At 70.2% G+C, this 22,142-nt stretch carries 21 protein-coding genes; 5 read left to right on the top strand and 16 right to left on the bottom strand.

Annotation, left to right across the window (positions count from 1 at the left end):
• Position 1: 1 nt before the first annotated feature.
• The 5 genes from ruvX to Q0818_RS06490 all read right to left on the bottom strand — a co-directional run bounded on the left by ruvX (position 2) and on the right by Q0818_RS06490 (position 5,910).
• Positions 2-475: a Holliday junction resolvase RuvX gene (gene ruvX / locus Q0818_RS06510; RefSeq protein WP_298872899.1), complete on the bottom strand. Its 474-nt coding sequence runs from the start codon at positions 473-475 to the stop codon at positions 2-4.
• Complete coding sequence (gene alaS / locus Q0818_RS06505; RefSeq protein WP_298872897.1) at positions 472-3,141, bottom strand: alanine--tRNA ligase; 2,670 nt, start codon at positions 3,139-3,141, stop codon at positions 472-474. The genes ruvX and alaS overlap by 4 nt, the downstream gene beginning before the upstream one ends.
• A gap of 63 nt (positions 3,142-3,204) precedes the next feature.
• Positions 3,205-3,507 (bottom strand): ATPase, encoded by a 303-nt coding sequence (locus tag Q0818_RS06500; protein WP_298872895.1) that lies wholly within the window; start codon positions 3,505-3,507, stop codon positions 3,205-3,207.
• A 163-nt stretch (positions 3,508-3,670) separates the two neighbouring features.
• On the bottom strand, positions 3,671-4,300 hold the full coding sequence (gene rpsD, locus Q0818_RS06495; RefSeq protein ID WP_013586600.1) for a 30S ribosomal protein S4: 630 nt from the start codon (positions 4,298-4,300) through the stop codon (positions 3,671-3,673).
• 185 nt (positions 4,301-4,485) lie between these two features.
• The gene (locus tag Q0818_RS06490; RefSeq protein ID WP_298872894.1) at positions 4,486-5,910 is read right to left on the bottom strand and encodes a replication-associated recombination protein A; all 1,425 of its coding nucleotides are present in this window, start codon (positions 5,908-5,910) and stop codon (positions 4,486-4,488) included.
• Between the two features lie 184 nt (positions 5,911-6,094).
• Between Q0818_RS06490 and Q0818_RS06485 the strand changes: the two genes are divergently transcribed.
• The 3 genes from Q0818_RS06485 to Q0818_RS06475 all read left to right on the top strand — a co-directional run bounded on the left by Q0818_RS06485 (position 6,095) and on the right by Q0818_RS06475 (position 8,832).
• Positions 6,095-6,304, top strand: coding sequence for a hypothetical protein (locus tag Q0818_RS06485; protein WP_298872892.1), 210 nt, complete (start codon positions 6,095-6,097; stop codon positions 6,302-6,304).
• A gap of 125 nt (positions 6,305-6,429) precedes the next feature.
• A complete protein-coding gene (locus Q0818_RS06480) occupies positions 6,430-8,190 on the top strand; it encodes a DUF349 domain-containing protein (protein ID WP_366943117.1) in 1,761 nt (586 codons plus the stop codon).
• A gap of 63 nt (positions 8,191-8,253) precedes the next feature.
• Positions 8,254-8,832 (top strand): hypothetical protein, encoded by a 579-nt coding sequence (locus Q0818_RS06475; protein ID WP_298872891.1) that lies wholly within the window; start codon positions 8,254-8,256, stop codon positions 8,830-8,832.
• Positions 8,833-8,960: 128 nt separating this feature from the next.
• On the opposite strand, the gene Q0818_RS06470 is transcribed toward Q0818_RS06475, so the two are convergent.
• The 10 genes from Q0818_RS06470 to pdxS form a co-directional block, all read right to left on the bottom strand.
• Entirely contained in the window at positions 8,961-11,213 is a 2,253-nt protein-coding gene (locus Q0818_RS06470; RefSeq protein ID WP_298872889.1) for a bifunctional (p)ppGpp synthetase/guanosine-3',5'-bis(diphosphate) 3'-pyrophosphohydrolase, read from the bottom strand.
• A 111-nt stretch (positions 11,214-11,324) separates the two neighbouring features.
• Complete coding sequence (gene secF / locus Q0818_RS06465) at positions 11,325-12,314, bottom strand: protein translocase subunit SecF (RefSeq protein WP_298872887.1); 990 nt, start codon at positions 12,312-12,314, stop codon at positions 11,325-11,327.
• Positions 12,314-14,023 carry a protein translocase subunit SecD gene (gene secD, locus Q0818_RS06460; RefSeq protein ID WP_298872886.1) on the bottom strand — a complete coding sequence of 570 codons (1,710 nt, stop codon included), beginning with the start codon at positions 14,021-14,023 and terminating at the stop codon, positions 12,314-12,316. Before secD ends, secF begins: the two co-directional genes overlap by 1 nt.
• A 44-nt stretch (positions 14,024-14,067) precedes the next feature.
• Complete coding sequence (locus Q0818_RS06455; protein ID WP_298872885.1) at positions 14,068-14,526, bottom strand: preprotein translocase subunit YajC; 459 nt, start codon at positions 14,524-14,526, stop codon at positions 14,068-14,070.
• 91 nt (positions 14,527-14,617) lie between these two features.
• Positions 14,618-15,664, bottom strand: coding sequence for a Holliday junction branch migration DNA helicase RuvB (gene ruvB, locus Q0818_RS06450; RefSeq protein WP_298872884.1), 1,047 nt, complete (start codon positions 15,662-15,664; stop codon positions 14,618-14,620).
• Positions 15,657-16,277 (bottom strand): Holliday junction branch migration protein RuvA, encoded by a 621-nt coding sequence (ruvA, locus tag Q0818_RS06445; protein WP_298872883.1) that lies wholly within the window; start codon positions 16,275-16,277, stop codon positions 15,657-15,659. The genes ruvB and ruvA overlap by 8 nt, the downstream gene beginning before the upstream one ends.
• A 9-nt stretch (positions 16,278-16,286) precedes the next feature.
• Positions 16,287-16,889: a crossover junction endodeoxyribonuclease RuvC gene (gene ruvC, locus Q0818_RS06440; protein ID WP_298872880.1), complete on the bottom strand. Its 603-nt coding sequence runs from the start codon at positions 16,887-16,889 to the stop codon at positions 16,287-16,289.
• A gap of 48 nt (positions 16,890-16,937) precedes the next feature.
• The gene (locus Q0818_RS06435; RefSeq protein WP_298872878.1) at positions 16,938-17,696 is read right to left on the bottom strand and encodes a YebC/PmpR family DNA-binding transcriptional regulator; all 759 of its coding nucleotides are present in this window, start codon (positions 17,694-17,696) and stop codon (positions 16,938-16,940) included.
• Between the two features lie 9 nt (positions 17,697-17,705).
• Positions 17,706-18,326 (bottom strand): pyridoxal 5'-phosphate synthase glutaminase subunit PdxT, encoded by a 621-nt coding sequence (pdxT, locus tag Q0818_RS06430; RefSeq protein WP_298872876.1) that lies wholly within the window; start codon positions 18,324-18,326, stop codon positions 17,706-17,708.
• Complete coding sequence (gene pdxS / locus Q0818_RS06425; RefSeq protein ID WP_298872873.1) at positions 18,316-19,200, bottom strand: pyridoxal 5'-phosphate synthase lyase subunit PdxS; 885 nt, start codon at positions 19,198-19,200, stop codon at positions 18,316-18,318. The genes pdxT and pdxS overlap by 11 nt, the downstream gene beginning before the upstream one ends.
• A 96-nt stretch (positions 19,201-19,296) precedes the next feature.
• On the opposite strand from pdxS, the gene Q0818_RS06420 reads away from it, so the two are divergent.
• Positions 19,297-20,637, top strand: a complete 1,341-nt coding sequence (locus Q0818_RS06420) for an aminotransferase class I/II-fold pyridoxal phosphate-dependent enzyme (RefSeq protein ID WP_298872870.1) — start codon at positions 19,297-19,299, stop codon at positions 20,635-20,637.
• On the top strand, positions 20,634-21,485 hold the full coding sequence (gene pdxY / locus Q0818_RS06415) for a pyridoxal kinase PdxY (RefSeq protein ID WP_298872867.1): 852 nt from the start codon (positions 20,634-20,636) through the stop codon (positions 21,483-21,485). Before Q0818_RS06420 ends, pdxY begins: the two co-directional genes overlap by 4 nt.
• 45 nt (positions 21,486-21,530) lie before the next feature.
• Here the strand turns inward: pdxY and Q0818_RS06410 are convergent, their stop codons facing one another.
• Positions 21,531-22,100 carry a hypothetical protein gene (locus Q0818_RS06410; RefSeq protein WP_298872864.1) on the bottom strand — a complete coding sequence of 190 codons (570 nt, stop codon included), beginning with the start codon at positions 22,098-22,100 and terminating at the stop codon, positions 21,531-21,533.
• Positions 22,101-22,142: the final 42 nt, after the last annotated feature.

The raw sequence follows: 22,142 nt of genomic DNA, 5'->3' as shown, positions 1-22,142 counted from the left end.
GTCAGGCGGGCTCCTGTCCCGGTGATATGGCGGGTCCGGCCGGCTCGCCGGACTGTCGCTCCACGTCGAGCGCCTGCTGCAGCAGCACCACAGCGGCGACTTGGTCAACAATGCTACGAGAGTCGCGCTGGGAACGACCTGCCTCCCGCAGGACGCCGTGCGCCGACACGGTGCTCAATCGCTCGTCGACGAGCCGCACCGGGATGGGCAGGGCCGACGCGAGCTGGTCGGCGAACCGACGTGCGTCGGTGGTCGACGGGGTGTCCTCTCCGCGGAGGTTGAGCGGCAGACCCACCAGCACCTCGAACGCCTCGTACTCGGCCACGAGGGCGACGATGCGGCGCACCGGTTCGCCCTTGCGCGGCACCGTCTCCACCGGCACGGCCAGCACCCCGTCCGGATCGGACCGGGCGACGCCCACGCGCGCACGCCCGACGTCGATTCCCAGACGGATGCCGCGCCGGAACGCCGTCACGCGGTGGTCGCCCGGACGTCGGCGACGATGCCGTCGAGCGCCTGGGGCAGGGCCGCGGCATCCGTTCCGCCACCTTGCGCGACGTCGGGCCGACCGCCGCCACCGCCACCGAGGACGGCGGCAGCGGCTTTCGCGAGGGCACCGGCGGCGAGACCGCGCTCGCGCGCGGCGTCGTTGGTGACCACGACGACGGTCGCGCGGCCGCCCGCGACCGAGGCGAGCGCGACGACCGCGGGGTCACTGCCGAGGCGATCGCGCACCTGCAGGGCGAGCGAGCGGACGTCGTCGGCCGATGCACCCTCGCCGAGACTCTGGGCCACGACGCGCACGGTGCCGACGGCCACGGCCGACTCGACGAGTTGCGGCAGACGTCCGGTCAGGGCCTGCGCCTCGAACGCGGCGATCTTCTTCTCCGCGGCCTTGAGGCTCGCGGCGAGCTCGCCGATGCGAGTGGTGAGCTGCTCGCGCGGGGTCTTCAGGCTCGTGCTGAGCTGCGAGACGATGGCGCGCTCGGCGGCGAGGTCGCGGAACGCGTCGAGACCCACGAGGGCCTCCACGCGGCGGTTCGACGCGCCGACCGACTGCTCGCCGACGAGGTTGACCAGACCGATCTCGGCGCTGCGCGCGACGTGCGTTCCGCCGCAGAGCTCGCGCGACCACGGACCGCCGATGTCGACCATGCGCACGGTGTCGCCGTACTTCTCGCCGAACAGCGCCATGGCGCCCGCGGCCTTCGCCTCATCCAGCGACATCACGCGCGTGGTGACCTCGAGGTTGTCGCGGACGGCGTTGTTGGCGATGTCCTCGATCTCGGTGCGGGTCTCGGGCGAGAGCGCCGATCCCCAGCTGAAGTCGAAGCGCATGTACCCGGCGCGGTTGAGCGACCCCGTCTGCGTCGCGGTCTTGCCGAGAGTGTCGCGGATCGCCGCGTGCACGAGGTGCGTGGCGGTGTGCGCCTGCTGCGCCGCGTGGCGGTTGAGCCCGTCGACCACGGTGGTGGCCGGGGCGCCCACGGCGACCTCGCCGGTGGTCACCTCGACCGTGTGGCTGACCAGACCCGGAACGGGACGCTGCACGTCGAGCACCTCGAGCTCGTAGCCCGGGCCGACGATGACGCCCTTGTCGGCCACCTGACCACCGGACTCGGCGTACAGCGCGGTCTCGGCGAGGATGACCTCGGCGATCTGTCCCTCCGAGGCGCGATCGGTCCCCTGCCCCTGGACCAGGATGCCGAGCACCGTCGACTCCGTCTGCAACTCGGTGTACCCGGTGAACACCGTCTCGCCGAGCGCGCGGAACGGGCGGTACGCGCTTTGATCGGCGATGGTGCCCTTGCGGGCGCGGGCGTCGGCCTTGGCGCGCGTGCGCTGCTCCTGCATGAGCGTGTCGAACGCGGCGCGATCGACGCTCAGCCCGGCCTCCTCGGCGATCTCGAGCGTGAGGTCGATGGGGAAGCCGTACGTGTCGTGGAGCAGGAATGCTTCGGAGCCGGAGAGCGTCGAGCCGCCGCCGGTCTTGGCTTCGGCGACCGACTGGTCGAGGATGGCCGATCCGGCCGCGAGGGTGCGCAGGAACGTCTGCTCCTCGGCGATGGCGTAGGCCGAGAGACGGGCGTAATCCGCCTCCACCTCGGGGTACGACTCCTTCATCGCGTCGCGAGAGGCGGCGAACAGCTCGGGGAAGGTCGCGCCTTCGACGCCGAGCAGGCGCATCGAGCGGATCGCGCGACGCATGATGCGGCGCAGGATGTAGCCGCGGCCCTCGTTCGAGGGGGTGACGCCGTCGGCGAGCAGCATGAGCGAGGAGCGCACGTGGTCGGCGACGATGCGCAGACGCACGTCGTCCTCGTGGGATTCGGCGCCGTACGCCTTGCCCGCGAGCTTCGCGGCCAGGTCGAGCACGGGGCGCACCTGGTCGGTCTCGTACATGTTGTCGACGCCCTGCTTGATGAACGCGATGCGCTCGAGGCCCATGCCGGTGTCGATGTTCTTCGCCGGCAGCTCGCCGACGATGTCGAAGTCGTACTTCGAGCGCACGTTGGTGATCTCGTACTGCATGAACACGAGGTTCCAGATCTCGACGTAGCGGTCGTCGTCGGTCGCGGGACCGCCGTCGATGCCGTAGGCCGGACCGCGGTCGAAGAAGATCTCCGAGCAGGGGCCCGCGGGACCCGGGAGTCCGGTCGACCAGTAGTTCGTGTCCTTGCCGAGACGCTGGATGCGGTCCTCGGGAAGAGAGCTGAGCTTCAGCCAGAGGTCGTGCGCCTCGTCGTCCTCTTCGTAGACGGTGACCCACAGGTCCTTCGGGTCGAAGGCGAGGCCGCCCTCGGACTCGGGGGCGGTGAGCAGCTCCCACGCGAAGCGGATCGCATCTTCCTTGAAGTAGTCGCCGAACGACCAGTTGCCGAGCATCTGGAAGAAGGTGCCGTGGCGCGGGGTCTTGCCGACCTCTTCAATGTCGTTGGTGCGGATGCACTTCTGCACGTCGGCCGCGCGCGGGTAGGGCGGCGGCACGACGCCGCTCAGGTACGGGATGAAGGGCACCATGCCCGCCACGGTGAACAGCAGGGCCGGATCGTCGGTGACGAGCGAGGCCGAGGGGACGATCGTGTGATTCTTCTTCTCGAAGAAGTCGAGGAAGCGCTGGGCGATCTCGGCGGTTTTCATGGCGGGTCTTTCCGTGCGCGTGCGGGATCGTCCCGCGGGGCGGGACGACGGATCGCAGAGAGGTCAGTCGGAGGTCGTGAGGGTCTTCTTGGCGGCGGAGGCCGCGTCGCCCGCGGCGTCCACGGCATCGCCGACGGCACCGGCGACACGGTCGGCCGCCGAGGAGGTGACGGCCTTGGCGTCATCGATGATGTCCGACAGCCGCGTCTCCTGGGCGTGGTAGGCGTCGGTCATGCGGTCGGTGAACTCGCCGATGCGCGCATCGAGTTGCGCGAAGATCTCCTGCCCGCGCGGGTCCTTGTTGACCAGGTGGGCGGCGACGAAACCGCCGGCGATCCCCACTGCGAACCAGAACAGGCTTCTCACGATGACCACTTCTTCCTCGATACGACGCCGCGGTCGCGGCATCCCTCATCGTAGGCGACGGCCCCTGTGCCGCGCGCGAGCACACACCACCGGGGGAACGACGGCCGGGCGGGAACGACGAAGGGCGCCGGGAGAACCCGACGCCCTTCTGTGCTCGCTGGGATCAGCGGGCGGCGTAGTACTCGACGACGAGCTGCACGTCACACGTGACGGGCACCTCGGCGCGCTTGGGGCGACGCACGAGCTTCGCCTGGAGCGTCGAGAGGTCGACCTCGAGGTAACCGGGAACGGGGGGCAGCACCTCGGCGTGCCCACCGGCGGCGGCGACCTGGAAGGGCTCGAGGCCCTCGCTCTTCGGCTTGACGTGGATCTGCTGACCCGGCTTGACGCGGAACGACGGGCGGTCCACGAGCTGGCCGTCGACCAGGATGTGGCGGTGCACGACGAGCTGGCGAGCCTGCGCGGTGGTGCGGGCGAAGCCCGAACGCACGACGAGGGCGTCCAGACGCATCTCGAGCAGCTCGACCAGGTTCTCACCGGTCAGGCCGTCGGTGCGGCGGGCCTCGTTGAACGCGATGCGCAGCTGCTTCTCGCGGATGCCGTACTGCTCGCGCAGACGCTGCTTCTCGCGCAGACGCACGGCGTAGTCGCTGTCGGCCTTGCGCTTGGTGCGGCCGTGCTCACCGGGAGCGTAGGGACGCTTCTCGAGGTAGCGGGCGGCCTTGGGGGTGAGTGCGACGCCGAGGGCGCGCGACAGACGCACCTTGCGGCGGTCCTGAGACTTCGTGGTCACGAAGTTCTCCTTCCGATGACGTGGCCGCGCCTTTCACGGCTCACGGGCGTATCGCCCCCTTCCGCCCGATCCGAAGCGCACGCCGGGGCGCACCGGAAGGTGATCACAGGAAGGAGGGGATGCCCGAAAACCCTGTTTCGAGCCGGTTCATGCTATCAGAGCGCGCTGCGGAGCCTCTGCGCGCGTCACTTCCCCTCGAGGATGCGGCGGATCTTCTCCAACCGTGCCGACACGTCGCGCTCGGTGCCGTGGTTGGTCGGCTCGTAATAACGGCGTCCGCGCAGCTCGTCGGGCAGGTACTGCTGCGCGACGATGCCGATCTCGCTGTCGTGGGCGTACTTGTACCCCTTGCCGTGACCGAGTCGTTTGGCGCCCGGGTAATGCGCATCGCGCAGGTGCATCGGCACGCGGCCGAATCCGCCGCCCCGCACGTCGGCGATGGCGGCGTTGATGGCGTTGTAGGCGGCGTTGGACTTGGCGGTCGTGGCCAGGTAGATCGTCGCCTCGGCGAGGGGGATGCGCCCCTCGGGCATCCCGATGAAGGCGACCGCGTCGGCGGCGGCCACGGCGATCTGCAGCGCCTGCGGGTCGGCCATGCCGATGTCTTCGGCGGCCGAGATCACCAGGCGGCGCGCGATGAATCGCGGATCTTCCCCGGCCTCGATCATGCGCGCGAGGTAGTGGATGGCGGCATCCGGATCGGATCCCCGCACCGACTTGATGAAGGCGCTGATGACGTCGTAGTGCTCGTCGCCCTGGCGGTCGTAGCGGAGCAGGGCCCGGTCGACGGCCTGCGCGATGTGGTCGGCGGTGATGACGGGTGGATCGGCGTCGCCCGGCTCGAACGGCGCTCCGTCGTCGTCATCGTCGTCGTTGTCATCGTCGTCATCGTCGTCGTGTGCCCGGATGACGTCGCCGGACGCTCCCCCGTCGTCTCCCGCGACCGAGGCCGCCGCCTCGAGGGCGGTCAGTGCGCGTCGGGCGTCTCCCGAGGCCAGGCGCACGAGCGCTGCCCGTGCGTCGTCGTCGAGCACGACGCGTCCGGCGAGACCGCGCGGATCGGCGACCGCGCGATCGACGAGCGCTCCGAGGTCGTCGTCGCCGAGCGGGCGCAGGGTCAGCAGCAGGGAACGCGAGAGCAGGGGCGAGATGACCGAGAACGAGGGGTTCTCCGTGGTCGCCGCGATCAGCACGACCCACCCGTTCTCGACCCCGGGGAGCAGGGCGTCCTGCTGCGCCTTGGTGAACCGGTGGATCTCGTCGAGGAACAGGATGGTGGACTGCCCGTAGAGATCGCGCTGCGTCAGCGCCTCTTGCATGACCTCTCGCACGTCTTTGACCCCGGCGGTGATGGCCGACAGCTCGACGAAACGCCTCCCCGACGAGCGCGCGATCGCCTGCGCCAAGGTCGTCTTGCCGGTGCCGGGCGGTCCCCACAGGATGACGGAGACCGCGGCGCCGGATGCCGAGGAGTCGGTGGTGGCGAGGGTGACGAGCGGCGACCCGGGGCGCAGTAGATGACCTTGACCCGCGACCTCGTCGAGGCTCACCGGGCGCATCCGGACCGCGAGCGGCGTCTGGCCCTGGAAGAGCGCGGAGGAAGGGGTCACCCCTCCAGGCTAGCCGCGGCCTCCGACACCGGTTCCGTGCGCGGCGGCGGCACGGTGCACCTCTCGGCGGGGTTTGTAGGATCGAGGGGCCCGTCGGTGGGCGGAGGAGGTCGATGTGGCGACGCGCGGGAAAGACCGGCAGACGCGGGAGCAACGCGAACGCGCCCGTGCCTATCAGGCTCGGGTGGCCCTGCATGAACGGCAGGTCCGACGCCGCACCCGTGACAACGTGCTCGGCGTGGTGGTCGGTCTCGTCGTCATCGCCGGGGCGATCGGCGCGCAGACGGCGTACTTCGTCGCCGGTCCGGGCGCGCCCGCGCCGTCGCCGAGCCCTTCCGCGCCGGCGACCGAGGCACCCGCCTCACCCTCCGGCGCCCCGTCGACGACGCCCTGACCCGGCGCTCCGCCCGCACGGCGCTCGTCCACCGCCGTCCCCATGCCTGTGGCGGCGCGGCCGCTCGTACTAGGCTCGGAGAGTCCTTCTCCCCCAGGCGGTTCTGCCGCGATGAGGTGCTACCCGTGACTTCCGTTCCCTCCCCCGAGACCTCCGACCCGCGCGACGACGCGAGCACGCCCGAGGTCGATCCCGCCGCGACCCAGACCGCGGCCGACACGACGGATGCCGAGGCCTCCGCGTCGTCGATCTCCGACGCGACCGACGAATCGGCGGATGCCGCGACCCCGGCCGCCGATGGCACGGACGCCGTCGAGGCCGCCGACGCCGCGTCGCAGCCCGCCGAGAGCGCAGAGAGCGGGGAGCCCGCGGCGCAGTCCCCGTCCGGTGACGCCGTCTCCGCCGAGCCGGAGACTTCGGAGTCCGAGACCGCCGAGTCCGAGACCGCCGAGTCCGAGTCCGCCGAGCCCGATGCTGCGGAGCCCGAGGCCGTCGAGCCCGAAACCGCCGAGTCGGACGCTGCGGAGCCCGATGCTGCGGAGCCCGCGTCCACCGAGCCCGCGTCCGAAGAGGTCCCCGCCGCGCCGCAGCCCGCGGCCCGACCCGTTCCCGGCGCGCGCATCCCCGGCCCCCCGCCGGGTGCCACGGCCTCCAAGACGGCGAGCCAGCCCTGGGGCCGTGTCGACGACGAGGGCACGGTCTCGGTCCGCGAGGCCGACGGCTGGCGCGTCGTGGGGCAGTACCCCGACGGCACCCCCGCCGAGGCGCTCGCGTACTTCCAGCGCAAGTTCGCCGACCTCGCCGGCGAGCTGACGCTGCTCGAGACCCGTCACCGTCGCGGTGGTGCCTCGGCATCCGATCTCCGTGCGACCGCGAAGACGCTGCGCGCCAAGCTCGACGGAGCGGCCGCGGTCGGAGACCTCTCCGCGCTGATCGGTCGTGTCGACGCCCTCACGGCCGAACTCGCGGAGGCGAGCGAGACCGAGGCCGTCGCGAACAAGCAGGCCTCCGAGGAGGCCGTTCGCGAACGTACTGCGATCGTCGAAGAGGCCGAGGCCCTGGCCGCCCGCGACCCGCAGTCCGTGCAGTGGAAGCAGATGACCGCCGACATGGCGGCGCTGTTCGATCGCTGGCAGGCCCACCAGCAGAACGGTCCGCGCCTGTCGAAGTCCACGGCGCAGCAGCTGTGGCGTCGTTTCCGCGACGCCCGCGCCACGGTCGACCGCCACCGCCGCGAGTTCTTCTCGTCGCTCGACGAGACGCACAAGGCCGCCCGCGAGGCGAAGACCCGCCTCGTCGAGCGTGCCGAGGCCCTCGCCCCCCGCGGAGAAGACGGCATCGGGGCGTACCGCGATCTGCTCGACGCGTGGAAGGCCTCGGGTCGTGCCGGTCGGAAGGTCGACGACGCCCTGTGGGCGCGCTTCAAGGCTGCCGGTGACGCCCTGTACGGTGCGCGCATCGAACGCGAGACGGCCGACGCCGAAGCGTCCAAGGAGAAGATCGAGCAGAAGCGCGCGCTCCTCGAACAGGCGGCGCCGATCGTCGACGAGAAGAACCTCGCGACGGCCCGTCAGAAGCTCACCGCCATCCAGCGCCAGTGGGACGAGATCGGTCGCATCTTCCCGCGCGACAAGGAGCGCGCCCTCGACGACGAGCTCCGCAAGATCGAGCAGTCCGTCCGCACGCGCGAAGACGCCGACTGGAAGCGCAACGACCCGGAGCAGAAGGCGCGCGCCAACGACATGACGCGTCAGCTCACCGACGCGATCGACAAGCTCGAGGCCGAGCTCGCCGACGCAGAGGCCCGCGGAGACAAGCGTGCCGCGGCGCAGGCGTCGGAGGCGCTCGAGGCGCGCCGCACCTGGCTGCGCGCCCTGGGCGGCTGATCGGCTCTCCACAGATCCGACGGGTCACCGTCATGGGCGACACCGCCCCGCCACAATGGCGGGATGGTGTCGCCCTTCCTCTTCTTCGCCGACGAACGGCTCTCGCTCGCCGAGCTGACCGCGGCGTGCCTCGACGGTGCGCTTGTGCCGCTGGGCGAGGGCTTCATCCCGGCCGACGCCGCCGAGACGAGGTGGATGCGCGCGCGCAGCCTGGCGCCTCTCCTCGGCGATCGGTGGGCCGCAGTTCGACTCACGGCGGCGTGGGTGCACGGCGGTGCCGCGAGCGAGCCGGCGATCCATCACCTGCAACGCGTCCGCGACGTCCGCCTCCGCACGCGGCGCGACCTGCGCGCCGTGTTCCACGACGTGCGTCTCCCGAGCGACGACGTGGTGTCGATCGCCGGGGTCTGCGTCAGCACCCCGACACGCACGCTCGTCGATCTCGCCCGCTCCGACGACCGCGACGAGACCGCCGCGGCGCGGGCGTGGGCGTCCCGCGACCCCCTGCTCCGCGCGGATGCCGTGGCGTGGTTCGAGCGGCATCCGCGGTTCCCGCACGTCCACCGGGCCACCCGCCTGCTCCGCTCCGGCACCGCGGGCGAGGCCGCCGCGGAAGGTGAGGTGGCGGATGCCGACGAGTGAGGCGAGATCGGACGGGCCGGATCCGGCGCGCACGGGGCGACGCGGTGGAGGCTCCGAAGAGCGCGAGAGGGCCCCTCCGCGAGGAGGTCACGGGCTCTGCGCCGTGGGCTGGGACTGCGAGTCCCGGCTCAGGACGAGGTGACGCGGTACACGTCGTACACCGCATCGATGCGGCGGACCGCATTGAGCACGCGATCGAGGTGCACGGTATCGCCCATCTCGAAGACGAATTTGCTGAGCGCGAGCCGGTCGTTGGTCGTCGACACCGTCGCCGAGAGGATGTTGACGTGGTGCTCGCTCAGCACGCGGGTCACGTCGCTCAGCAGACCGGAGCGATCGAGTGCCTCGACCTGGATCTGCACGAGGAACACGCTCTTGGTCGTAGGCGCCCACTCGACGTCGATGAGACGATCGGGCTCCTCCTTCAGCGACCGCACGTTCGTGCAGTCGCCGCGGTGCACCGAGACGCCGCTTCCACGGGTCACGAAGCCCACGATCTCGTCGCCCGGAACCGGCGTGCAGCACTTGGCGAGCTTGACCAGGATGTCCGGCGCTCCGCGCACCAGCACGCCGGAGTCGCCGCCGCGCGGCGCGCGGCTACGTCCGACCGGGATGTCGATGGGACCGGTGTTGGTCTCCTCGACGCTGACCAGCGCGGTGACCTTCTCGATCACCGACTGCGTCGAGACGTGCCCCTCGCCCACGGCCGCATACAGCGCCGAGACGTCTTCGTAGTGGAACTGCCGCGCGACTTCGGTGAAGGAATCCTGGTTCATCAGGCGCTGCAGGGGCAGATTCTGCCGACGCATGGCGCGGGCGATCGAATCCTTGCCCTGTTCGATGGCCTCTTCGCGACGCTCCTTGGTGAACCAGCCGCGGATCTTGTTGCGCGCGCGCGTGCTCTTGACGAAGCCGAGCCAGTCCTGACTCGGGCCGGCGTCGGGGTTCTTCGAGGTGAACACCTCGACGACGTCGCCGCTCTGCAGCGTCGATTCGAGCGGCACGAGACGCCCGTTGACCTTGGCGCCCATCGTGCGATGGCCGATCTCGGTGTGCACGGCGTAGGCGAAGTCCACCGGGGTGGCACCCGTCGGCAGACCGACGACACGACCCTTCGGCGTGAAGACGTAGACCTCTTTCGCGCCGATCTCGAAGCGGAGCGAGTCGAGGAACTCCCCCGGATCGGCGGTCTCGGCCTGCCAGTCGGAGATGTGCGCGATCCACGCCATGTCAGCGTCGACGGCCTTGGCATCCGTCTTCCCGCCCGCCATCCGCTCCTTGTACTTCCAGTGCGCGGCGACGCCGAACTCCGCCTGCTGGTGCATCTCGTTCGTGCGGATCTGGATCTCGACGGTCCGCCCGCCCGGGCCGATCACCGTCGTGTGCAGCGACTGGTACAGGTTGAACTTGGGCGTGGCGATGTAGTCCTTGAAGCGCCCCGGCAGCGGCGTCCACCGCGCGTGGATCGCCCCGAGCACCGCGTAGCAGTCGCGTACGGTGCCGACCAGGATGCGGATGCCGATGAGGTCGTAGATGTCGTCGAACTCGCGCCCGCGCACGACCATCTTCTGGTACACGGAGTACAGCTGCTTCGGACGCCCCATGACGCGGCCCCGCACGCGCAGTTCGCGCAGGTCGGCGTCGACCGCGTCGATGACGTTCTGCACGTACTGCTCGCGCTGCGGGGTGCGCTGCTTCACGAGGCTGTCGATCTCGGCGTAGAGCTTGGGGTGCATGACGGCGAACGAGAGGTCTTCGAGCTCGCTCTTGATGGCCTGGATGCCGAGGCGATGCGCGAGCGGCGCGTAGATCTCGAGCGTCTCGGTGGCCTTCTTCGCGGCTTTGTGCGGGGGGACAAAACCCCAGGTGCGCGCGTTGTGCAGACGGTCGGCGAGCTTGATGAGCAGCACGCGGATGTCCTTCGACATCGCGACGATCATCTTGCGCACCGTCTCGGCCTGGGCGCTGTCGCCGTACTTGACCTTGTCGAGCTTGGTCACGCCGTCGACGAGCATCGCGACCTCGTCGCCGAAGTCGGCGGCGAGCTCGTCGAGCGGATAGCCGGTGTCCTCGACCGTGTCGTGCAAGAGGGCGGCGGCGATCGCCTTCGGCCCGAGCCCCAGTTCCGCGAGGATCTGCGCGACGGCGAGGGGATGCGTGATGTAGGGCTCACCGCTCTGACGCTTCTGGCCGTCGTGCGCCTTGTCGGCGACGGCGTACGCACGCTCGATGATCGCGAGGTCGCCCTTGGGATGGTGGGTGCGGACGGTGCGCAACAGCTTGTCGACGTCGTCGCGGCGAGCGGCGCGGGAGAAGATGCGCGGAACCAGGCGTCGCAGCGACGACGGCGGCGGCGGCGCGGAAGAAGCGGTCTCGGTCATCGTCACCCCCTCCTCGTGGCCAGTCGATCAAGTCTACGCTCCCCCGGCGTGCCGAAGCGGGCACACCGGGGGATGTCGAGCGCGCACCACGTGCGTGCGCTGCTACGGCGGTCAGGCCGGGATGCCGGCCTTCTCCCGGGCGGCCCGTACGCGCTGGTCTCGCTGGGCGATCGGCTTCTCGCGCTCGCGCAGCAGGGCGTACATGGGCACGGCGACGAACAGCGTCGAGTACGCCGCGACGATCGTGCCGACGAAGATCGACAGCGAGATGTCGCTGAGGGTCCGCGCTCCGAGAGGCACACCGATGAACAGGATCGCGCCGACGGGCAGGATCGCGACCACGGTGGTGTTGATCGAGCGGATCAGTGTCTGGTTCGCCGCGAGGTTGACCGACTCGGCGAACGTGCGGCCGGAGATCTCCCCGTCGTCCCGCGTGTTCTCCCGCACCTTGTCGAAGACGACGGTGGTGTCGTAGAGCGCGTAGGAGAGGATCGTGAGGAAGCCGATGACGGCGGCGGGCGAGATCTCGAAACCGAAGACCGCGTAGACGCCGATCGTGATGACGAGCACGTCGACGAGGCCGATGATGGCGGCGACCGACATCTTCCACGTACGGAAGTAGAGCGCGAGGATGAGGAACGTCAGCGCGAGGAAGATCGACAGTCCCCACAGCGACTGCCGCGTGACGTCGGCACCCCAGGTGGGGCCGATGAAGGAGTCGGTGATCTCCGACGATGGCACGTCGTACGCGGTGGCGAGAGCGGCCGAGACGGCCTGGGTCTCGTCGGGCCCGAGCTGATCGGTCTGCACGCGCACGGCCTGATCGCTGATCGTCGTGACGCGGGTGGTGGCCCCCGGAACGACGGACGTGACGGCGTCGGTGGCGAGGGCCTGATCGAACGATGCCGGGTTCGACACGGTGAACTGCGACCCGCCGGTGAACTCGATGGAGAACTGCACGGGTCGGAACAGCGGCACCAGCGCGGCGCCGATCACGAGGACGGCGGCGATGATGAACCACAGGCGACGACGCTGCACGAACGGGAAGGAGGTCTTCCCGGAGTAGAGGTCGTTACCGAGCTGCGACATGGAGCGGGGCATCAGTCGTCTCCCTCCTTCGTGGAGCGGCTATCGCCGCGGGCTGCGGCCGCGAGTTCCGCCTGCTTGCGCTCGGCGATCGTCTGGCGGCGCTGTGCTTCGCCGCGGGAGCGCGAGGTGCGACCCGCGTTCGCGACGGGAGCGCGGAACTGGGCACGGCCGCGGTAGACCGCGCCGAGAGCGTTGGGATCCATGCCCGAGAGCGGGTGGCCGGAGCCGAAGAAGCGCGTGCGCGCGAGCAACTGCATCACCGGGTGCGTGAACAGGATGAAGATGAGCACGTCGATCGCGGTGGTCAGCCCCAGCGTGAAGGCGAAGCCCTTCACCGTGGAGTCGGCGAGGATGTAGAGCACGACGGCGGCGAGGACGTTGATCGACTTGGAGATGTAGATCGTGCGCTTGGCCCGCGACCATCCGTCTTCGACCGCGGCGGTGATCGACTTGCCGTCGCGAAGCTCGTCGCGGATGCGTTCGAAATAGACGATGAACGAGTCGGCCGTGAAGCCGATCGTCACGATCAGGCCCGCGACGCCGGCCAGCGACAGGCGGAATCCCGCACGCCACGCCAGGATGCACAGGGCGAGGTAGGTGAGCACCGCCATCACGGCGAGCGAGGCGATGATCACGGTGCCCAGCGCCCGGTACACGATGAGCGAATAGATCGCCACGAGTCCGAGGCCGATCAGACCGGCGATGAAGCCGACCTGCAGCTGCTGCGATCCGAGCGTGGCCGAGACGGTGTCGGAGCTGACGACCGTGAAGCTCAGCGGGAGGGCGCCGTACTTCAGCTGGTCGGCGAGGGCCTTGGACGACTCCTGCGTGAAGCTGCCCGTGATGCTCGGACGACCGTCGACGATGATGCCGTTCATCGACGGCGCGGACAGCACGCTGCCGTCGAGGACGAAGGCGAACTGGTTGAACGGGGCCTGAGCTCCGTACAGACGCTGGCTCACCTCGGCGAACTTCTGCGTGCCCTGGTCGTTGAACACGAGGTTGACGGCCCACTGGCCGGTGTTCTGCTCCTGGCCGTTGGTGGCGTCGGAGATGTCGTTCCCGTCGAGTTCGACGGGGCCGAGGATGTACTTCGCCTGCCCGTTGACGTCGCACGTGATCATCGGCTGGTCGGCCGGGGCCTGGGCGGGGTTGGACGACGGGTTGGCGCAGTCGTACGAGAGGAACTCGGCCTGCAGCGCCGGCGTGATGTACGCGGGGTCGCTCGCGTTGGTCGGCGACGCGGTGGGGGTCGCCGGCAGGCTCGGGTCGGGTGTCGGGTACGGGGTGTTGTTGCCGTCCTCGCCGACGAACGACGTGGCCGGCGAACCCGTGAACAGCACCGGCCGCAGCTGCAGCTGAGCGGAGCTCTGGATGCGCTGACGCGTGGCGTCGTCGGCCTGGCCGGGGATCTGCACGACGATGTTGCGCCCGCCCTCGGTGGCGACGTCCGCCTCGCCGACGCCCGAGGCGTCGACGCGCTGGCGGATGATCGTGACGGCCTGTGCCAGCTGGTCGCTGTCGGGGGCCGCGCCGTCGGTCGTCTGGGCTTGCAGGATGATCTGCGTCCCGCCCTGGAGATCGAGAGCGAGCTCGGGAGTCCAGGAGCTGGCGTTGAAGACGTACACGCCCAGCGCGTTGATGCCGAAGAGCACGCCGACGATGGCGAGCAATCCGGTCAGTACGCGCCAGGCATGACGGACAGGGGTCGAGGGCGCCACGGAGTCGGCTTTCTGTGCGGCGGGCGGGAACGGCGGAGCGGGCGTCAGGCCTGCGGGCGGTCCTTGTCGGTCTGGTCGGGGTCGGCGGCGTGCTGACGAGCGGCGCGCTGGTCGTCGCTGATCGAGGTGATGTCGCCGTCGGCGACGCCCGCGACGTACTCGGCCTCGGTCTCCTCCGCCTCGATGAACTCGTCTTCGGTGACCGCGCCCTGGGCCGGGTCGACGATGCGCAGCACGGCCTGGCTGTGAACCTTGATGACCACGCCGGGGGCGATCTCGACGAGGGCGGGCTTGTCGAGGTCGACGCCGTCGTACTCGACGACGGTGCCGTAAAGGCCGCCCTGCAGGAGCACCTCGGCGCCGGGAACGGTCTCGCGCGACTTCTTCTCGAGCTCCGCCTTCTGCTTCTGCATGCGGCGCCGCGAGCTGTAGAACATGAAGATCAGCAGGGCGATGAGCAGGATGACGATGCCGTAATCGGCGAAGAACCGGGCGATATCCATCGAGGCGGTGCACCTTTCGAGTCAGGCGCGCCGTGCGGCACTGCCTAGCGTGAGTCAAGCGGGGGTCGGGGAATCCCTCGCCGAGTATAGGTCATGACCCCTGGCTGAACCGGAGCAGGCCGTCGGGGTGAGGGGCGCCGAGGTGGTCGTACGCCTCGGGCGTGGCGACGCGGCCGCGCGGGGTGCGACCCATGAAGCCGATCCGGACGAGATAGGGCTCGACGACCGATTCGATGGTCTCGGGCTCTTCGCCGACGGCCACCGCGAGAGTGCTGAGTCCCACCGGTCCCCCACGGAAGCGACGCACGAGCGCATCGAGCACGGCGCGGTCGAGGCGGTCGAGCCCGATGGCATCCACGTCGTAGAGGTCGAGGGCGGCGCCGACCGTACGCACGTCGGCGTCGCCGTCGTCGGTGCCCGCCGAGGGGCCGTGGACCACGAGGTAGTCGCGGACGCGCCGGAGCAGGCGGTTCGCGATACGGGGCGTTCCTCGCGAGCGGCGGGCGATCTCGGAACGCGCGGTGCCGGGGAGGCCGACGTCGAGCATCGCCGCCGACCGCGACACGACGCGCTCGAGCTCCTCCGGTTCGTAGTACTCCAGATGCGCGGTGAAGCCGAAGCGGTCGCGAAGCGGGTTGGGGAGGAGTCCCGCGCGCGTGGTCGCTCCGACCAGCGTGAACGGCGAGAGGTCGAGAGGGATGCTGGTGGCACCCGCCCCCTTGCCGACCATGATGTCGATGCGGAAGTCCTCCATCGCCAGGTAGAGCATCTCCTCCGCAGAGCGCGCCATGCGGTGGATCTCGTCGATGAACAGTACTTCTCCGGGCGTGAGCGACGACAGCAGCGCGGCCAGGTCGCCGGCGTGCTGGATCGCGGGACCGCTCGACAGGCGCAGCGGTCGTCCGCTCTCGTGCGCCACGATCATCGCGAGGGTCGTCTTGCCGAGGCCGGGAGGGCCCGAGAGCAGGATGTGGTCGGGCGAGCGCTGCTGGATGCGCGCGGCGTCGAGGAGGAGCTGGAGCTGGCCGCGCACCTTCTGCTGACCGACGAACTCCGCGAGCGAGGTGGGACGCAGGGCCCCCTCGATCGCGAGCTCGGTCTCGTCGTCGGGAGTGCCGGCGTCGCGGACGTCAGCCACCCACGCTCTCCTTCCGCGCCGGACCGAGCATCGCCAGGGTCAGTCGAAGCAGGGCCTGGACCGACGCCCGATCGGCCTCGGAGGCGTTCGCGGCGACGGATGCCACCGCCTCGGCCGCGGTGCGCTCGGTCCACCCGAGCCCGACGAGCGCCTGGGTCACCTGGACGGGGACCTGCCCGTGCGGGGCGACCGCGGCGGGGGTGGATGCAGGCTGAACGGCGAGCTTTCCGGCCAGCTGCACGACGATGAGCTTGGCCGTCTTCGGACCGATGCCCGACACGCGCCGGAAGGGGGCGTCGTCGTCGTCGGCGACGGCCTGGGCGATCTGCGGGACGGTCAGCGACGACAGCACACCGAGCGCCGATTTGGGACCGACGCCCGTGACGCTGATGAGCTGCGTGAAAACGGTGAGCTCTTCGCGCGTCTCGAAGCCGTACAGCGACAGGGCGTCTTCTCGCACGATGAGGTTGGTGTGCAGGTGGACGTCGTCGCCGAGGTGGACCGTGCGCGCGAACTGCGCGGTGACGGCGACCGAGAAGCCCACGCCTCCGACGACGACCACGAGCGAATCGTCGGCGACGTGCGCCGCCGCCCCATGCAGCGAAGAGATCATGAGACGAGCCTACGCGTCCGTTCGTACATGTGTTCGAGCGACACGGGGCTGTGGAGAACGCCGCTTCTCGGCATCCCGCCACGCCCGCTGGGCCGGCGTGAGGGCGGCCTCCGCCGAGGGCGTCGCCGCGCCTCCTCGCCACGCGTGGCACAGTGCGATCGCGAGGGCGTCGGCGGCGTCCGCCGGCTGGGGCAGGGCATCGAGACGGAGCACGCGCGCGACCATCGTCTGCACCTGGAGCTTGTCGGCCGACCCGTAGCCGGTGATGGCCGCTTTGACCTCGCTGGGCGTGTGCGTGGCCGCGGCCAAGCCGTGCTCGGCGGCGAGGAGCAGCGCGATGCCGCTGGCCTGCGCCGTGCCCATCACGGAATGGCGGTTGTTCTGCGCGAAGACGCGCTCGACGGCGACGACGTGCGGCTGGTGGGCGACGAGAACCTCGCGGATGCCGGCGGCGATGGCCGCGAGACGCTTCTCGATCGGATCGCCGGGCGCCGACCGCGCGACGCCGACGTGCACGAGCGAGGCGGTGCGGTTCGGCGAGACGTCGACGACGCCGATGCCGCAGCGCGTGAGGCCGGGGTCGATGCCGAGGACGCGCAGAGAACGGGACACGGCCCCCACGCTAAGCGCAGGGGCCGTGTCGCGGCGAAGGGCGCGCCCTTACTCGTCGTTCTCGAGCTCGGCCTGCACCTCGGGGGTGAGGTCGAAGTTGGTGTAGACGTTCTGCACGTCGTCGCTGTCTTCGAGCGCATCGATGAGGCGGAAGACCTTGCGGGCGGTGTCGGCGTCGACCTCGACCTTGAGGGAGGGGACGAACTCGACGTCGGCGGAGTCGTACTCGATGCCGGCGTCCTGGAGCGCGGAGCGGACCGACACGAGGTCGCTGGCCTCGGTGATCACGCCGAAACCTTCGCCGTGCGGCTCGACCTCTTCGGCGCCGGCCTCGAGCACGGCGAGCATGACGTCGTCTTCGGTCGTGCCCTCGGCGGGGACGACGATGACGCCCTTGCGGCTGAAGTTGTAGGCGACGCTGCCCGGGTCGGCCAGGGTGCCGCCGTTACGGCTGAGGGCGGTGCGCACCTCGGCCGCGGCGCGGTTCTTGTTGTCGGTCAGGCACTCGATGAGGAAAGCCACGCCGTTCGGGCCGTACCCCTCGTACATGATCGAGGCGTACTCGACGGCCTCGCCGCCGATGCCGGCACCGCGCTTGATCGCGCGGTCGATGTTGTCTTTGGGGACCGAGGTCTTCTTGGCCTTCAGGACCGCGTCGAACAGCGTCGGGTTGCCCTGGAGGTCGGCTCCACCGAGCTTCGCCGCGACCTCGATGTTCTTGATGAGCTTGGCCCACGACTTGGCGCGGCGGGAGTCGATGACCGCCTTCTTGTGCTTGGTCGTGGCCCATTTGGAGTGTCCGGACATTTCTCCAGTTTACGATGCGGGGGCGCTGATGCCGCGTCGGTTGCGCACGTGCTGCAGGAACCGCTCGTGGAAGCGCGTCTCCCCCGTCGATTCGGGGTGGAACGCCGTCCCCATCAGCACCCCCTGCTCGATCGCGACCACGCGCCCGTCGGGAAGGGATGCCAGGGGCTCGGCATCCGGGCCCCACTCGACCACCGCGGGCGCCCGGATGAACACGGCGTGCACCGGTGGCGCGCCCAGGGCGGGCACGTCGAGATCGGTCTCGAACGACGCGGTCTGGCTGCCGAAGACGTTGCGTGCGGCGCGCGCGTCGATGCCGCCGAAGGTCTGCTGGCTGGCGATCGCGCCGTCGATGCGGTCGGCGAGGAGGATGAGCCCGGCGCAGGTGCCGTACATCGGCATCCCCGCGGCGATCGCCGCCCGGATCGGGTCGAAGAGGCCGAAGGCCCGCGCGAGCTTGTCGATGACGCTCGACTCGCCGCCGGGAAGCACGAGGCCCTCCACGGCGGCGAGTTCCTCGGGCCGACGCACGGGCTGCGCGTCGGCTCCGAGGGAACGCAGCACGGCGAGGTGCTCGCGCACATCGCCCTGTAGGGCGAGCACCCCGACGAGAGGGCTGTTACCAGCCACGCTCGGCCAGGCGGTGCGGGGCGGGGAGGTCGCTGACGTTGATGCCGACCATCGCCTCGCCGAGTCCGCGAGAGGCTTCGGCGACGATCTTGGGGTCGTCGTGGAAAGTCGTGGCCTTGACGATCGCGGCCGCGCGCTGGGCGGGGTTGCCCGACTTGAAGATGCCCGAGCCCACGAACACGCCGTCGGCGCCGAGCTGCATCATCATGGCGGCGTCGGCGGGGGTCGCCACTCCCCCGGCGGTGAAGAGGACGACCGGGAGCGTGCCGGTCTCGGCGATCTCGGCGACGAGCTCGTACGGGGCCTGCAGCTCCTTGGCGGCGACGTACAGCTCGTCCTTCGTCTTCGCGCGCAGCGCGTTGATCTCTCCGCGGATCGTGCGGATGTGCTTGGTGGCCTCGGACACGTCGCCCGTTCCCGCCTCGCCCTTGGAGCGGATCATCGCGGCGCCCTCGGTGATGCGGCGCAGGGCCTCGCCGAGGTTCGTGGCACCGCACACGAACGGCACGGTGAAGTTCCACTTGTCGATGTGGTTCACGTAGTCGGCGGGCGAGAGCACCTCGGACTCGTCGATGTAGTCGACGCCGAGCTCCTGGAGGATCTGCGCCTCGACGAAGTGACCGATGCGCGCCTTGGCCATCACGGGGATCGACACGGATGCCACGATGTCGTCGATCAGGTCGGGGTCGCTCATGCGGGCCACGCCGCCCTGGGCGCGGATGTCGGCGGGCACGCGCTCGAGCGCCATCACGGCGACGGCGCCGGCGTCTTCGGCGATGCGGGCCTGCTCGGCGGTGACGACGTCCATGATGACGCCGCCCTTGAGCATCTCCGCGAGTCCGCGCTTGACGCGGGAGGTTCCGGTGTCGGTCATGACTGCTCCGTTCCGCGCTTCGGGGCGCGATCTATTGGCTTAGGCCAAACCGTAGCATGGCGCAGGACATAAGCTGGGCGAAAGCTTTGGGGGCGTATGACCATCGACATCACCGGCCGTTCGGCATCCGAGATCGCCGCGGGCCTGCGCACGCGCATCGAGCGCGGAGAGCTGCCTCCGGGCACGCTCCTGCCGCCGGTCCGCACGCTCGCGGCCGAGCGGGGCGTGAACCGGAACACCGTCGTCGCCGCCTATCGGCAACTCGCTCAGGCCGGGCTCGTCGAGGCCCGCGGCCGCGGGGGCACGAGGGTGGCCGACCGCGCCGCGGTGGCGCAGGAGGGCTACGCACCCGACACCGTGCTGCGCGACGTGGGCACCGGCAATCCCGATCCCGCGCTCATCCCCGACCCCACCGCAGCGCTCGCCCGCTCCGCCCGCCCGGTGCTGTACGGCGAACCCGTCATCGACCCGGGACTGGAGGCGTGGGCGCGCGAGTGGATGGCCGACCAGCTCCCCCACGACGACATGCGCATCACGGTCACCAGCGGCGCGAGCGACGCGATCGAGCGTCTGCTCGCGCAGGCGCTCCAGCGCGACGACGCGGTGGCGCTGGAAGACCCCTGTTTCCTGTCGGCGCTGCACACCGTCCGCACCGGCGGGTACCGCGCGGTCCCCGTGCCCGTGGATGCCGAGGGTATGACGGTCGAGGGGCTCCGGGAGGCACTGGCCGCCGGCGTCCGTGCGGTGGTCGTGACGCCGCGGGCGCACAACCCCACCGGCGCGAGTCTCAGCGCGGAGCGGGCGACGGCCCTGCGCGCGGTGCTCGCCGGACATCCCTACGTGCTGGTCATCGAAGACGATCACTTCTCGCTGCTCTCGCGTGCTCCGCTGCACTCCGTGATCGGCCCCGCCCAGCGGCGGTGGGCGCGCATCCGCTCGATGTCGAAATTCCTCGGACCCGACACGTGCCTCGCCGTCACGGCATCCGACGCCGACACCGCCGACGGTCTCGCCCTGCGGCTCACCCCCGGCACGACCTGGGTGAGCCACATCCTGCAGCGGCTGACGCTGGCGCTCGTGACCGACGCGGCCGTGCGGGCCGACATCGAGAGGGCCGCCGAGCACTATGCCGATCGCAATGCCGCTTTCGCCCGCGCCCTCGGCGAACGCGGTCTGGCCGTGACGCCCGGCGACGGTCTCAACCTCTGGGTGCCGCTCCCCGTCGCCGCCGCACGCGTGCGCGAGGAGCTCATGCATCGCGGGTGGTTGGTGCGCGAGGGCGACCCCTTCTTCCTGGGCGACGGCGACCACGGCTCCTTCCTGAGACTGACGGTGCACGACCTCGACGGCGACTCCGCCCGTGTCCTCGCCGACGACATCGCGCGCGCCTGCGGAGTGCTCCGCGCCGACGTGGGAAGTGGAAGGATCGAGGCATGAAGGTTCTCTCGATCCAGTCCGCCGTCGCGTACGGACACGTCGGCAACTCCGCCGCCGTCTTCCCCCTCCAGCGCATCGGCGTCGAGGTGCTCCCGGTGTACACGGTGAACTTCTCCAACCACACCGGCTACGGCGCATGGCGCGGCCCGCTCATCTCGCCCGACGACGTCGCCGCGGTGATCGCGGGCATCGAGGACCGCGGCATCTTCCCCGAGATCGACGTCGTGCTCTCGGGCTACCAGGGCGGCGAGGGGATCGGCGACGTCATCATCGACGCCGTCTCGCGCGTGAAGAAGGCCAACCCGGATGCCGTGTACGCCTGCGACCCCGTCATGGGCAACGCCAAGTCGGGGTGCTTCGTGGCCCCGGCCATCCCCGAGCTGCTGCGCGAACGCGTGGTGCCCGTGGCCGACATCATCACTCCGAACCAGTTCGAGCTCGGCTTCCTCACCGGCACCGAGCCCGGAAGCATCGACTCGACCTTGGAGTCGGCGGATCTCGTGCGTGCCCGTGGCCCGCGCACCGTGCTGGTGACCAGTGTCGAACGTCCCGACCGCGAGGCCGACACGATCGAGATGATGGTCGTCGACGATGCCGGTGCGTGGATCGTGCAGACTCCCCTCATCCCGATGAAGGCCAACGGCTCGGGAGATGTCACGGCGGCATTGTTCACCGCGCACTACCGTCGCACGGGGGATGCGGCGGACGCCCTGGCCCGCACCGCCTCGAGCGTCTTCGACCTCCTGTCGAACACGTACGAGTCGGGCTCGAGAGAGCTCCGCCTCGTCGAGTCGCAGGAGGCCTACGCCCACCCGCGCCTGCAGTTCGGCGTGCGTCAGGTGCGCTGAGCGGTCGGAGAGATCCGAGACCGTCGACCCGACAGGCGACGCGTTTCAGCTCTCGTAGACCTCGCGGTAGGCGGCCGCCCACCGCGCCCCGTCGTCGGGGCAGAGATGGAGGGCGCCGGACACCATAGTCCCGGCGAAGTCGGCTTCGGCGATGAGCCTCTGGTCGTCGGCGACACCCGGTTCGATCAGGTAGTCGAACAGCTCGGAGAAGGCGACGTGGTGTCGGAGGAGCTCGGCGTTCACGTCGTGCTCGTTGAGGATGGCGACACCGCAGCCTTCGAAGGCGAGGCTCAGCGCGATGGTCTGCTCGTCCGGGTTCCATTCCCAGCCGCGCTCGGCGAAGACCGCCTGCTGCTCGGCGACGAAGGCCTCCTGCGCGGGAGTGGTCGCCGTCAGCGGACTCGTCTCGTCGTCGGGGTAGTTCTGGGCCGCGAAGAAGGTGTCGTACTCGGCCAGCACATCTTCCTCGATGCCGTCGAGCGCGGCCTGTCCGCTCACGCTCGCGGTGACCGTCGGCTCCGGCTCCCGGGTCGCGGGGCCCTGCGGGGCGCATCCGCTGAGGCCGATCAGTCCCACCGAGAGGATCCCGAGCGCCGACATGAATGAGCGCATCATGCTCACACGTTAGCGTTCGCACGGCCCGGACCGGGAACGTGC

Source organism: uncultured Microbacterium sp. (assembly GCF_947489255.1).
Taxonomy (GTDB): Bacteria; Actinomycetota; Actinomycetes; order Actinomycetales; family Microbacteriaceae; genus Microbacterium; species Microbacterium phycohabitans.
Note: the sequence above shows the minus strand (reverse complement) of the source record. Positions and strands in the feature narration are given on the sequence as shown.

Bases quoted from the DNA above. Each gene is read 5' to 3' on its own strand.
- Q0818_RS06435 (WP_298872878.1), bottom strand. From the start codon at position 17,696: ATGTCCGGACACTCCAAATGGGCCACGACCAAGCACAAGAAGGCGGTC.
- Q0818_RS06420 (WP_298872870.1), top strand. From the start codon at position 19,297: ATGACCATCGACATCACCGGCCGTTCGGCATCCGAGATCGCCGCGGGC.
- Q0818_RS06455 (WP_298872885.1), bottom strand. From the start codon at position 14,526: ATGGATATCGCCCGGTTCTTCGCCGATTACGGCATCGTCATCCTGCTC.
- Q0818_RS06475 (WP_298872891.1), top strand. From the start codon at position 8,254: ATGGTGTCGCCCTTCCTCTTCTTCGCCGACGAACGGCTCTCGCTCGCC.
- Q0818_RS06410 (WP_298872864.1), bottom strand. From the start codon at position 22,100: ATGATGCGCTCATTCATGTCGGCGCTCGGGATCCTCTCGGTGGGACTG.
- alaS (WP_298872897.1), bottom strand. From the start codon at position 3,141: ATGAAAACCGCCGAGATCGCCCAGCGCTTCCTCGACTTCTTCGAGAAG.
- secF (WP_298872887.1), bottom strand. From the start codon at position 12,314: ATGCCCCGCTCCATGTCGCAGCTCGGTAACGACCTCTACTCCGGGAAG.
- pdxS (WP_298872873.1), bottom strand. From the start codon at position 19,200: ATGACCGACACCGGAACCTCCCGCGTCAAGCGCGGACTCGCGGAGATG.
- Q0818_RS06470 (WP_298872889.1), bottom strand. From the start codon at position 11,213: ATGACCGAGACCGCTTCTTCCGCGCCGCCGCCGCCGTCGTCGCTGCGA.
- pdxY (WP_298872867.1), top strand. From the start codon at position 20,634: ATGAAGGTTCTCTCGATCCAGTCCGCCGTCGCGTACGGACACGTCGGC.
- ruvA (WP_298872883.1), bottom strand. From the start codon at position 16,277: ATGATCTCTTCGCTGCATGGGGCGGCGGCGCACGTCGCCGACGATTCG.